General features: G+C 64.5%; 12 protein-coding genes and 1 pseudogene. 7 read left to right on the top strand and 6 right to left on the bottom strand.

Annotated features, from left to right (window positions below):
* The 3 genes and pseudogenes from QMZ05_RS19190 to QMZ05_RS19180 all read left to right on the top strand — a co-directional run.
* A pseudogene (locus QMZ05_RS19190) lies at positions 1-391 on the top strand (carbamoyl phosphate synthase large subunit); the annotation flags it as partial.
* Between the two features lie 197 nt (positions 392-588).
* Positions 589-1062: a transcription elongation factor GreA gene (gene greA / locus QMZ05_RS19185; RefSeq protein WP_089025704.1), complete on the top strand. Its 474-nt coding sequence runs from the start codon at positions 589-591 to the stop codon at positions 1060-1062.
* A 342-nt stretch (positions 1063-1404) separates the two neighbouring features.
* On the top strand, positions 1405-1800 hold the full coding sequence (locus QMZ05_RS19180; protein ID WP_353702155.1) for a DoxX family protein: 396 nt from the start codon (positions 1405-1407) through the stop codon (positions 1798-1800).
* A 183-nt stretch (positions 1801-1983) separates the two neighbouring features.
* Here QMZ05_RS19180 and QMZ05_RS19175 read toward each other — a convergent pair whose 3' ends face one another.
* Positions 1984-2463, bottom strand: a complete 480-nt coding sequence (locus tag QMZ05_RS19175) for an Lrp/AsnC family transcriptional regulator (protein ID WP_050402725.1) — start codon at positions 2461-2463, stop codon at positions 1984-1986.
* A 283-nt stretch (positions 2464-2746) separates the two neighbouring features.
* On the opposite strand from QMZ05_RS19175, the gene trxB reads away from it, so the two are divergent.
* The 3 genes from trxB (at position 2747) to QMZ05_RS19160 (ending at position 6108) form a co-directional block, all read left to right on the top strand.
* A complete protein-coding gene (gene trxB / locus QMZ05_RS19170) occupies positions 2747-3712 on the top strand; it encodes a thioredoxin-disulfide reductase (protein ID WP_353702154.1) in 966 nt (321 codons plus the stop codon).
* A gap of 2 nt (positions 3713-3714) precedes the next feature.
* Entirely contained in the window at positions 3715-4635 is a 921-nt protein-coding gene (locus QMZ05_RS19165) for a LysR family transcriptional regulator (protein WP_028344089.1), read from the top strand.
* A 552-nt stretch (positions 4636-5187) separates the two neighbouring features.
* The gene (locus QMZ05_RS19160) at positions 5188-6108 is read left to right on the top strand and encodes a 4-hydroxy-tetrahydrodipicolinate synthase (RefSeq protein ID WP_353702153.1); all 921 of its coding nucleotides are present in this window, start codon (positions 5188-5190) and stop codon (positions 6106-6108) included.
* Positions 6109-6213: 105 nt separating this feature from the next.
* On the opposite strand, the gene QMZ05_RS19155 is transcribed toward QMZ05_RS19160, so the two are convergent.
* The gene (locus QMZ05_RS19155; RefSeq protein ID WP_353702152.1) at positions 6214-8607 is read right to left on the bottom strand and encodes a heavy metal translocating P-type ATPase; all 2394 of its coding nucleotides are present in this window, start codon (positions 8605-8607) and stop codon (positions 6214-6216) included.
* 65 nt (positions 8608-8672) lie between these two features.
* Here QMZ05_RS19155 and QMZ05_RS19150 point away from each other — a divergent pair, with 65 nt between their 5' ends.
* Positions 8673-8948 (top strand): metal-sensitive transcriptional regulator, encoded by a 276-nt coding sequence (locus QMZ05_RS19150; RefSeq protein ID WP_050424929.1) that lies wholly within the window; start codon positions 8673-8675, stop codon positions 8946-8948.
* A gap of 214 nt (positions 8949-9162) precedes the next feature.
* Here QMZ05_RS19150 and ychF read toward each other — a convergent pair whose 3' ends face one another.
* The 4 genes from ychF to QMZ05_RS19130 all read right to left on the bottom strand — a co-directional run bounded on the left by ychF (position 9163) and on the right by QMZ05_RS19130 (position 12289).
* Complete coding sequence (gene ychF, locus QMZ05_RS19145; protein ID WP_353702151.1) at positions 9163-10260, bottom strand: redox-regulated ATPase YchF; 1098 nt, start codon at positions 10258-10260, stop codon at positions 9163-9165.
* Positions 10261-10312: 52 nt separating this feature from the next.
* Entirely contained in the window at positions 10313-10924 is a 612-nt protein-coding gene (pth, locus tag QMZ05_RS19140; protein ID WP_050424927.1) for an aminoacyl-tRNA hydrolase, read from the bottom strand.
* Positions 10925-10979: 55 nt separating this feature from the next.
* A complete protein-coding gene (locus tag QMZ05_RS19135) occupies positions 10980-11705 on the bottom strand; it encodes a 50S ribosomal protein L25/general stress protein Ctc (RefSeq protein WP_353702150.1) in 726 nt (241 codons plus the stop codon).
* Positions 11706-12028: 323 nt separating this feature from the next.
* Entirely contained in the window at positions 12029-12289 is a 261-nt protein-coding gene (locus QMZ05_RS19130; RefSeq protein WP_038388183.1) for an accessory factor UbiK family protein, read from the bottom strand.
* Positions 12290-12338 lie beyond the last annotated feature (49 nt).

Here is a 12338-nt window from a genome sequence, read left to right as displayed (position 1 = left end):
GTTCGTCTCGGTGCGCGGCGACGACAAGATGCGCATCGCGGATGCGGTGCGGCTGTTGCACTCGCTCGGTTTCAAGGTGATGGCGACCTCGGGCACGCAGCGCTATCTCAGCGACAACGGCGTGCCGACGGAGAAGGTCAACAAGGTGCTCGAAGGCCGTCCGCACATCGTCGACGCCATCACCAATGGCGACGTCCAGCTGGTCTTCAATACCACCGAAGGTCCGCAGGCGCTGGCCGACAGCCGCTCGCTGCGGCGGGCTGCCCTCTTGCATAAAGTGCCATATTACACCACTCTTTCAGGCGCGGTGGCGGCCGCACGGGGGATCCGGGCCTATCGGGACGGGGACCTTGAGGTCCGCACGCTTCAGAGTTACTTTTCCGAAAGCTGACCGCTGTCCGGGCTGAAGGCCCGCAACGGTCAATTAGCCGAATGGCTGGAACTCACCGCGCGATTGGATGTTGTCACGGCCCTTAGCGGGGCCGAAAATCACTGGGCTTCCGGGCGCGCGTGCGTCCTGATTCCTGCGTTAGCTGAACTGGATATTCCTGCACGGCCGCCGGGCGCGCGGGATGAAGGACGAAGATGATGGATAAGGTTCCGATGACCGCGGGCGGATACGCCGCGCTGACGGACGAGTTGAAGCGACGCCAGTCGGAGGATCGTCCGCGCATCATCGAACACATTGCGGAAGCGCGCTCGCATGGCGACCTCTCGGAAAACGCCGAGTATCACGCCGCCAAGGAAGAGCAGTCGCACAACGAGGGCCGCATCGCCGAGCTCGAGGACAAGCTCGCGCGCGCCGACATCATCGACATCTCGAAACTGTCCGGCGACACCATCAAGTTCGGCGCGACCGTGACGCTGATCGACGAGGACACCGAGAAGAAGGCGGTGTGGCAGATCGTCGGCGAGGTCGAAGCCGACGCCAAGAAGGGCCGCATCTCGATCACCTCGCCGCTTGCGCGCGCGCTGATCGGCAAGAAGAAGGGCACCACCGTCGAAGTGATGGCGCCGGGCGGCGCCAAGGCCTACGAGATCACCAAGGTCGAGTGGCGGTAGTTACCTCGATGTGACTGGTGCAAAAAAGCCGCGTCTTGCACGCGGCTTTTTTTGTGCCCGCGTTCTGACGGCAATGTGAGTGGAGAGCCTCGTCGCCCCATACTAGTGAGGCCGTGACATGTTTATGCAATATAATCATGTCGGGGGACTGCGGCTCGGCTGATGATTGCGTCGCAACACGCATCGCAGCGCGTCACCGTGTCACTGGTGCGTTCTCTCGCAACTGCAATCGCGCGAGGAATGATTCCAGACGCAAGGTGTTGACATCACACTCCGGTGGCGAACACCGTGTGGTTCTGCATCGCGCAATGTTCCAGCGTGTCAATCAGGGGGTAAATGACAATGGACCAGATGTTTTCCAAGTTTCAACCGGTGGCGCTGAGCCTGTTTCGGTTCATCACAGGACTGCTGCTGTTTCAGTTTGGCGTCGCCAAGCTTCTCAAATTCCCTGCCGGGACGATGTTCGAGAAAGTCGAACTGTTCTCGTTGATCGGCGCAGCCGGCACGCTCGAATTGATCCTGGGCGGGCTGCTGATGATCGGCCTCTTTTCACGGATCGTGGCCTTCATCCTGGCGGGCGAAATGGCCTTCGCCTACTTCATCGGCCATTTCCCCAAAGGCTTCTATCCGCTGCTCAACAACGGCAGTCTTGCAATCGCGCTCTGCTTTGCCTGCCTGTATCTCGCGACCTCGGGCCCGGGCCCGATCAGCGTCGACGCAGCGATGGGCAAGAGGTAGCGCGCTCTCACCACGTCATTGCGAGCCAACGGGTCGCGCGAATGCGCGCCCGATGACAGGCTCCGCGAAGCAATCCATCTGTCGGCATATGCGGAGCGATGGATTGCTTCCGCCTTCGCCAAGGCTACGGCGGACAAGTCGTCGCTTCGCTCCTCGCAATGACGGGGCGACTTGCTGCATACTTCAGCTCGCCGCCTTCACGCCCAGCGGCACCGCGGCTTCGTATTTCGAATTGTGCAGCACCAGCGACGTCCTGACGTTGCGCACATGCGGCGCGGCGGTCAGATGGGTGACGAAATCCTGGAATGTCGCCATGTCGGGGGCGACGCATTTGAGGATGAAATCGACTTCGCCCGACAGCATCCAGCATTCGCGCACCAGCGGCTCGGCGCGCACGAAATTCTCGAAGGCGCGCAGATCGGCGTCGGCCTGGCTCGACAGATGCACCGAGGCGAACACAGTGACGTCGTAGCCGAGGCGGCGCGGATCGAGCAGGCCGCGATATCCCTGAATGTAGCCTTCCTCTTCCAGCGCCCGGACCCTGCGCAGGCAGGGTGGCGGCGAGATCCCGACGCGTTTGGCGAGTTCCACATTGGTGATTCGGCCATCGGCCTGGATCTCGGCGAGGATTTTGAGGTCGATCTCGTCAAGGTTCTTCGACACGCGACTACGGTTCCCCTGGGGTTTGGAAGATTTGGCAGGTCTACCGGCAACTCTCATAGCGCAGCCAGCCGGCATTGCGCAATTTTATTGCGCGTGCAGCGCATGATTTCGCGAATGTGACTTCAGTTCCGGGGAAAAATCGCTGCCATGGATTGCAAATCTTGCATAGCTTCCCAGATATCCTAGACTTGGATTTGACACTTTTGGCGCCGCCGTGACGTGTTTCCGGGGCGCTTCCCGCACAAGTCCCTGATCAAAATCCCCAAAAGAGAGGGATCTTAAAATGCCCGCGCCTACCCATGCCAAGGTCGTCATCATCGGGTCCGGCCCCGCCGGTTACACCGCAGCGATCTACGCGGCGCGCGCGATGCTCGAACCGATCCTGATCCAGGGCATTCAGCCGGGCGGGCAGCTCACCATCACCACCGACGTCGAGAACTATCCCGGCTTCGCCGACGTGATCCAGGGCCCTTGGCTGATGGAGCAGATGGAGAAGCAGGCGGCTCATGTCGGCACCAAGATCGTCACCGATCTCGTCAACAAGCTGGAACTCAGTCAGCGGCCGTTCCGCCTGACCTGCGATTCCGGCGACGTCTATCTCGCCGAGTCCGTCATCCTCGCCACCGGCGCCCAGGCGCGATGGCTCGGGCTGCCCTCGGAAGAGAAGTTCCAGGGCGGAGGCGTGTCGGCCTGCGCGACCTGCGACGGCTTCTTCTACCGCGGCAAGGAGGTCGTGGTGGTCGGCGGCGGCAACACCGCGGTCGAGGAGGCGCTGTACCTGACCAATCATGCCTCGCAGGTCACCATCGTGCATCGCCGCGATCACTTCCGCGCCGAGCGCATCCTGCAGGAGCGCCTGTTCAAGCATCCCAAGATCAAGGTGGTGTGGGACTCCGCGATCGACGAGATCTGCGGATCGGAGAATCCGAACAAGGTCACCCATGTGCGGCTCAAGAACGTCAAGACCGGCGCCCTGACCGACCTGAAGACCGACGGCATCTTCATCGCGATCGGCCATGCGCCGGCGACGGAGCTCGTCAAAGGCCAGATCAAGCTGAAACCGTCGGGCTATGTCGAGGTGGCGCCGAACTCCACGGCGACCTCGATGCCCGGCCTGTTCGCCGCCGGCGACGTGGCGGACGAAACCTTTCGGCAGGCGGTCACCGCCGCCGGCCTCGGCTGCATGGCTGCGCTCGAGGCCGAACGCTTCCTGGCTCTTCGCGCGAGCGATCGCGCAGCGGCGGAATAATCATGGCACGATCTCGCGACGGATTTACGGATATGGATTGGGACAAGCTGAAGGTCTTTCACGCGGCGGCGGAGGCTGGCAGCTTCACGCATGCCGGCGAGCAGCTTGGCCTGTCGCAATCGGCGGTCTCCCGCCAGGTCAGCGCGCTGGAGCAGGAGCTCTCGGTGTCGCTGTTTCACCGCCATGCGCGCGGCCTGATCCTCACCGAACAGGGCGACCTCTTGTTCCGCACCGCGCATGACGTGTTCATGCAGCTGCAGGCGGCGCGCGCCAAGCTCACCGACAGCCGCGAGCGGCCGAGCGGCGACCTCAAGATCACGACGCCGCCGGCACTCGGCATCAACTGGCTGATCCCGCGGCTCGACGAATTCACCGCGCTCTATCCGGACATCCGGATTTCGCTGATCGTCACCGACGAGGATCTCGATCTGTCGATGCGCGAGGCCGACGTTGCGATCCGCACCCGCAAGCCGACCCAGCCCGACCTGATCCAGCGCAAGCTGTTCTCGATCGGCTTCCATGCCTATTGCTCGCCGGAATACATCAAGCGCTTCGGCACGCCGCGGACGCTGGATGATCTCGACTCGCACCGCATCATCATGCTCGGCGACTCGCAGGTGCCGCCGCATCTGCAGAATCGCAGCTGGCTGATCGATGCCGGCCGCAACGGCTCCGGTCCGCGCGAACCCTACTTCAAGGTCAACAACATCCTTGGCCTCGTGCGCGCCTGCCAGCAGGGCCTCGGCATCGCCGCGCTGCCGGACTATCTGGTCGAACAGAACAACCTCGTGCAGCTGTTCGGCGAGTCCGACTCGATCGCGCTCGACACCTACTTCGTCTATCCGGAAGAGCTGAAGACAGTGGCCCGGGTGCAGGTGTTCCGCGACTTCGTGGTCAGCAAGGCGCAGCGCTGGCCGTCCTGATTAAGCCGGCCTTATAGGGCCGGTTTATAGGGATGTGCGTGCTGCCCCAAGAGGCCCCTGAATCTCCGCATGACTGACATGCGACCTGGATAGTTGCTGCATGGCGTCGATGGGGATCATAGTGTTGCCACGCTGAGCGGTCGCGTCGCGCATATGTCCCCCTCCTCCAGTGGCGCGGAAGTTCAGTAATCCCTCTTGGAAGGTGATTGTGTCGGCCTCACGTGGCCAATACCTTAAGCCGGGCTCTGCTGAGCCCGGCTTTTTTTCATCGTCAGATCCTTTCACCCTTATGCCCTTCACCCCGATGTCATGCTCAAACGTGCTGCACGTCACGGTCAGCATGTGCATTGACAACAACCTCGCAGCGCAGCATCATTACCTGATGATCACGACTTCGTGCGCCGCTCTCTCGTCGAAAAAAGCTCCCCTCCCGGGGACACGAGATCGCGCGCGATAAGATCATCTTCGCATTCAACGATCCCGAAACCCCGCCGCCTGGACGGGGTTTTTTGTTGGTCCCGTCTCCGGCTTTGTCCCCTTAGGAGATGGAACATGACTGAGTTACACCAGCAATTGCAGGGCCTCTGGCTGCCCTTGATCACGCCGTTCCGCGGCGGCGAACTCGACGTCACCTCGCTGCGCCGCCTGGTGCGGCACTATGCCAGCGGCCCCGTCGACGGCTTCATTCTCGGCGCAACCTCCGGTGAAGGCATGGCGCTCAGCACCGATGAGCTGGAGGGGCTGGTCAGCGTCGTGCTCGACGAGCTTAGTGCCAACTCCCGCCATTTGCCGGTCGTTCTCGGGCTCTCCGGCGCCTCCACCGCCAGGATGAAGGAAACGCTTGATGATACGGCCGACTGGCCGATCAACGGCTATCTGATCGCGAGTCCCTACTACATCAGGCCCTCGCAACGCGGGCTCGTGCAGCATTTCAACGCGCTTGCCGATCACGCGTCGTGGCCGATCGTGCTCTACAACATTCCCTATCGCACGGCGGTGAACCTCACCAACGAGACGCTGCTGGCGCTCGCGGAGCATCCGAACATTGCCGGCATGAAGGATTGCTGCGCCGACCGCGCGCAGTCGATCGACTTCCTCAACCGGCGGCCGGCCGGCTTCCGCGTGCTGACCGGCGAGGATGCGCAAACGTTCGATGCGCTCTCGGACGGCGCCGACGGCGCGATCCTGCTATCGGCGCATCTGGAGACCAACACCTTCGCTTCGATCCGCTCGCTGCTGAAGCAGGGCAAGCGCGACGCGGCACTGGCCGCCTGGCAGAGCGTCGTCGGCCTGACCCGGCTGCTGTTCGCGGAACCTAGCCCCGCGCCGGCCAAGCACTGGCTGTGGCGGCAGGGACTGATCGACAGCCCCGAGGTGCGGCTGCCGATGGTCGAGGTGAGCGAAGATCTCGCGACCTGGCTCGATGCCGAGATGGAGCGCCGCGCGCAGCTTTTGTTGCCGCAACCCGTCTAACTCCCGTAGCCCGGATGCAGCGAAGCGAAATCCGGGGCCATCGCCACGTGTTGAGACTGGCCCCGGATTACGCTGCGCTTCATCCGGGCTACCGGTCTCGTTGGCTTAGTCCAGCTTCACCCGCGACAACCGCAGCGCGTTGCCGATCACGCTGACCGAGGACAGCGCCATCGCGGCGGCGCCGACCATCGGCGACAGCAGGATGCCGAACAGCGGATACAGCACGCCGGCCGCGATCGGCACGCCGGCGGCGTTGTAGACGAACGCGAACGCCAGGTTCTGGCGGATGTTGCGCATGGTCGCGACCGACAATCGCCGCGCGCGGACGAGGCCCATCAGGTCACCGGTGAGCAGCGTGATCCCTGCGCTCTCGATCGCCACATCCGTGCCGCCGCCCATCGCGATGCCGACATCGGCGGCGGCAAGCGCCGGCGCATCGTTGACGCCGTCGCCCGCCATCGCGACGGTGCGGCCCTCGCCGCGCAACCGCTGCACGACCTCGCTCTTGCGTTCCGGCAGCACGCCGGCCTCGACCTCGTCGATACCAAGCGCCTTCGCAACCGCGCGCGCGGTGGTCTCGTTGTCGCCGGTCAGCATCACGATGCGCAGGCCCTCGGCGCGCAGCGCTTGCAACGCGCTGGCTGCCGACGGCTTGACCGGATCGGCGATCGCGATCACGCCGGCAATGCTGCCATCGACCGCGACATAGATCGCGGTTGCGCCGTCGCGCCGCGCGGCCTCTGCGGCCTGATCCAGCGCTGCCGTCGCGATCTTCAGTTCGGCCATCAGCACGGCGTTGCCGAGCGCAACCTGCTTGCCGTCGACCGTGCCGGTCGCGCCCTTGCCGGAGGGCGAGGCAAAATTGCTGACCGATGACGATGCGAGTTTGCGCTCCTTGGCAGATCCGATGATCGCCTGCGCCAGCGGATGCTCGCTGCCCTGCTCGACGCCGGCGGCAAGGCGCAGCAGGTCGCTCTCGTCAACCCCCTCGGCGGCAATGACGCGCGCGACCCTCGGTTTGCCTTCGGTGAGCGTGCCGGTCTTGTCGAGCACCAGCGTGTCGATCGCTTCCATCCGCTCCAGCGCTTGCGCATCGCGGATCAGGATGCCGGAATGCGCGCCGCGGCCGACACCGACCATGATCGACATCGGCGTTGCCAATCCGAGCGCACAGGGGCAAGCGATGATCAGCACCGTGACGGCGGCAACCAGCGCAAAGGTCAGGCGCGGCTCGGGGCCGAACACCGACCAGGCGATGAAGGCGAGCACGGCAGCGGCGATCACCGCCGGCACGAACCAGCCGGCGACGCGGTCGGCGAGCCGCTGGATCGGCGCGCGCGAACGCTGCGCCTTCGCCACCATGTCGACGATGCGCGACAGCATGGTGTCGCGGCCGACCTTCTCGGCGCGCATCACAAGGCCGCCGCTCTGGTTGACGGTGCCGCCGATCACGCTCGCGCCTTCCGCCTTCGTGACCGGCATCGATTCACCCGTCACCATGGATTCGTCGACGACGGCGCTGCCCTCGATGACGACGCCGTCGACCGGCACCTTCTCGCCGGGACGCACGCGCAGCCGATCGCCGACCTTGATCGCGTCGATGTCGATGTCCTCGTCGCCATGCTCGGTGATGCGTCGCGCGGTCTTGGGCGCCAGCCCAAGCAGCGCGCGGATCGCGCCCGAGGTCTGCGCGCGGGCGCGCAATTCCAACACCTGGCCGAGCAGCACCAGCACCGTGATCACCGCCGCTGCCTCGAAATACACCGCGACCGCGCCATGCATGTCGCGCAATGCAGGCGGGAAAAGCTGCGGCGCCAGCGTGGCAACCACGCTGTAGGCATAGGCGACGCCGGTGCCGATCGCGATCAGTGTGAACATGTTGAGATTGCGGGTCACGAGCGACTGCCAGCCGCGCACGAAGAACGGCGCACCGGCCCACAGCACCACGGGCGTTGCCAGCACGAACGAGATCCAGTTCGACCAGGGCTGCGGCACCAGATGCATCAGCCCGAGATGGCTGCCCATCTCCAGCACGAACACCGGCAAAGTCAGCGCAAGGCCAATCCAGAATCGGCGCGTCATATCGATCAGTTCAGGATCAGGTCCGTCGTCGAGCGAGACCTGCTCGGGCTCCAGCGCCATGCCGCAGATCGGGCAGCTGCCGGGACCGACCTGACGCACCTCGGGATGCATCGGGCAGGTGTAGATCGTGCCCGCAGGCGCCGGCGGCTCCGGCTCGCGCGGCTTGAGGTACTTCTCCGGCTCGGCCTCGAAGCGCTCGCGGCAGCGGCCGCTGCAGAACAAATACCCCTCGCCCTTGTAGCTGAAGCGGTGCTTGGCGGTCGCCGGATCGACCTTCATGCCGCAGACCGGATCGATCGCGAACGCCGCTTCAGTCGGCGCGGCGCCATGCTCGTGCTTGCCGCCGCAGCAGGAATGCGCGGCCGCGCCATGATGGTGATGATCCGCGTGCGAATGGTCGTGCTTTGCCTGTGCCACGAAACTCTTCCCAGCCGGCATCCCGGCCTCTTGATTTACATACCCTAGGGGGGTATATGAACCCTATGCGCGAAGAGATCAAGACATCCTGTTTAAAACGGCTCAAACGAATCGAGGGCCAGATCCGCGGCCTCGCCGGCATGGTCGAGGAGGATCGCTACTGCATCGACCTGGTGACGCAGATCGCGGCTGCGCGCGCGGCGCTGCGCCGCGTCGAGGAAGAGGTCCTGCGCGATCACGTGGCGCATTGCGTGGAGCATGCGATCTCGTCCGGCGACAAGGCCGACCAGCGGCGCAAGATCGCCGAGCTGATGGATGTGATCGGGCGGGCGGATCGCTAACGCGTCAGAAGTACCGCATACTCGCTGTCGTCCCGGCGAAAGCCGGGACCCATAACCACAGGGAGTAGTTGTTGGTGCGAGCTGGAGCCCCAGCGTGCTTCATAACCACGCCCTGTGGTTATGGGTCCCGGGTCGCGCTCCGCTTGCCCGGGACGACGTGGGGAGAGAGCGGCGCTTAATTCACTGCCGCCTCAAGCGCCGCGGAACATTGCGATCAGGTATTGAACCTGAAATGCATCACGTCGCCGTCGGCGACGACATACTCCTTGCCTTCTAGCCGCAGCTTGCCGGCATCGCGCGCGCCGGCTTCGCCATTGCCGGCGACATAGTCGTCATACGCGATGGTCTCGGCGCGGATGAAGCCCTTCTCGAAATCGGTATGGATCACGCCGGCGGCGGCGGGCGCCTTGGTGCCGCGGTCGATGGTCCAGGCGCGCGCTTCCTTCGGGCCGACGGTGAAATAGGTGATGAGGTCGAGCAGCCGGTAGCCGGCGCGGATCAGGCGGTCGAGCCCGGCCTCTTCGAGACCCAGCGTCTCGAGGAAGTCGGTACGCTCCTCGCGCGACAGCGTCGCGATCTCGGACTCGATCTTGGCGGAGATCACGACCGCCACCGCGCCCTCCTCCTTGGCACGCTCGAACACCGCCTTGGAGAAATTGTTGCCGTCCTTGGCCGAGCCTTCCTCGACGTTGCAGACATAGAGCACGGGCTTGGAGGTCAGCAGCCCGAGCATGCGGAACGCACGCTCCTCCTCAGGCTTGCGCTCCATGCCGCGGGCCGGCTTGCCGTCGCGCAGCAACGCCAGCGCGCGGTTGACCAGTTCGAGCTGCTCCTTGGCTTCCTTGTCGTTGCCCTTGGCCTTCTTGGCGAGATTGTCGACGCGCTTTTCGAGGCTGTCGAGGTCGGACAGCATCAGCTCGGTCTCGATGGTCTCGATGTCGGCGAGCGGCGCGATCTTGCCTTCGACATGGGTGATGTCGGAATCCTCGAAGCAGCGCACCACATGGGCGATGGCGTCGACCTCGCGGATGTTGGCGAGGAACTGGTTGCCGAGGCCTTCGCCCTGCGACGCGCCACGAACGAGGCCCGCGATGTCGACAAAGGTCAGCCGGGTCGGGATGATCTGCCCCGACTTCGCGACCGCGGCGAGCTTCTCCAGCCGCGGATCGGGCACCGCCACCTCGCCGACATTCGGCTCGATGGTGCAGAACGGATAGTTCGCCGCCTGGGCGGCCGCCGTCTCGGTCAGCGCATTGAACAGCGTCGACTTGCCGACGTTAGGCAGCCCGACGATCCCGCATTTGAATCCCATGTCTTCCTCTATCCATCTTCGTCATGCCCGGCCTCGCGCCGGCACAAGGGGATCAGGCCGGCTCGCCGCCGTTCTCACCCTTGTCGAAAAATCCCTTGGCCTGCATCGTCAGATGCACCTTGTTGGCGAACGACGCATCGTGCCCCGCTGCCAGCAGGCCGGCATTGTCGGCGACGGCCTGGCACAAGGCCTCCACCCACGCCCGGTCGCTCTTGGCGAAGTCCGACAGCACGTGGCTGTGCACGAGCTCCTTGACGCCGGGATGACCGATCCCGAGCCGCACCCGCCGATATTCGTTGCCGATATGTGCGGAGATCGAGCGCAGCCCGTTATGGCCGGCGATCCCGCCGCCGATCTTGACCCGCACCTTGGCCGGCGGCAGTTCGAGCTCGTCCTGGAACACGGTGATGTCGGCGGGCGCGAGCTTGAAGAAGTTCGCCGCTTCCTGCACCGCGCGTCCGGACTCGTTCATGAAAGTGGTCGGCTTCAGCAGCACGACCTTCTCACGATCGACGACGCCTTCGGAGGTCTCGCCCTGAAAGCGACGGCGCCATGGTGCGAAACCATGACGCCGTGCAATCTCATCGACCGCCAGGAAACCGATATTGTGCCGGTTGCTGGCGTATTTCGCGCCGGGATTACCGAGACCGACAAAAAGGCGCATGGCGCGGCATCCCACGTCGGCGCGCCATCAGAGGATCGCGCGCCGACCTGATCGATTACTTCTTCTTGTCGCCACCGCCGGCGGGAGCCTTGGCACCCGCAGCCGGAGCCGCAGCGCCCGCAGCCGGAGCCGCCGCAGCGGCCGGAGCCGCCGCACCTGCGGCCGGAGCAGCGCCACCAGCAGCCGCCGCAGCCGCGGCCTTCTGCTCTTCGGCGTAGCCGGACGGCGGCACGATGGTGACGAGCGTCGCGTCCTCGCGGGTCAGCGACTTCACGCCCTTCGGCAGCTTCACATCGGAGAGATGCAGCGAATAGCTGATCTCGAGGCTGCCGACGTCGGCTTCAATGTATTGCGGGATGTTGTCGACCGCGCACTCGAGCTCGAGCGTGTGGGTGACGATGTTCACGGTGCCGCCGCGCTTGACGCCAGGCGAGGTTTCGCCGTTCACGATGTGCAGCGGCACGCTGACGCGGATGGTGGCGCCTTCGCCGAGCCGCATGAAGTCGACATGCAGCGGGAAGTCCTTCACCGGATCGAGGTGGTAGTCGCGCGGAATCACGCGATGCTTCTTGCCCTCGAGATCGATATCGAACAGCGTGGTCAGGAACCGGCCCGCCAGGATGCGCTGACGCAGTTCACGATCGTCGACCGAGATGGTGACGGGGGGCTGGTTGTCTCCGTAGATCACTCCGGGAACTCTCCCGGCGCGACGCTCTGCCCGGGCGGCCCCCTTGCCGCTCTTCGGACGCGCGGTCGCCTTCAATTCCTTGACGGTCGCCATAGCGTTAAGTCCTTGTATTTAAAAAGTTAAAGGCCGCAGCGCGGCCCATGCTCAGGTCCACAGCAAGCCTCCAGGGGTGCGGGGGCCGCGGACGTGGCGGGCTTTTAGCCCCAAAGGGCCGAAATGACAAGGAAATGAAGGAAATTTTCTTGCTTCACCCTCCCCTGGAGGGGAGGGTCGGACCGCATGCAGCGAAGCGGAATGCGGGCCGGGGTGGGGTGATCTCTCAACACAGGCAGCGATCGGGTGGAGGGACTTTCACCCCACCCCGCCGCTCATTGCATTCGCGTCGACCCTCCCCCTCCAGGGGAGGGTGAAAGATATCAGCCCGCGCTACCGCCGAGCTTGGCTTCCAGCGCGGCGATCCTCGCCTTCAGCGCCTCGTTCTCCTCGCGTGCCAGGCGGGCCATGTCCTTGACCGCGTCGAACTCCTCGCGCTTGACCACGTCGAGGTCGCGCAGGATCCGTTCGGCCTGGTTGCGCATGACCGTGTCGACCTCGCGCTTGACGCCCTGGGCGGCGCCTGCGGCATCGTTCATCAGACGGCCGATCTCATCGAAAAACCGGTTGCTGGTCTGGGTCATCTCGCAAAACTCTCCGCGTTCACTGAATCGCGATAAGACAATGGCGATG

Source organism: Bradyrhizobium sp. INPA03-11B (assembly GCF_040446015.1).
Classification (GTDB): domain Bacteria; phylum Pseudomonadota; class Alphaproteobacteria; order Rhizobiales; family Xanthobacteraceae; genus Bradyrhizobium; species Bradyrhizobium macuxiense_A.
The sequence above is the reverse complement of the archived record's forward strand: the minus strand, read 5'-3'. Positions and strand labels throughout refer to the sequence as shown.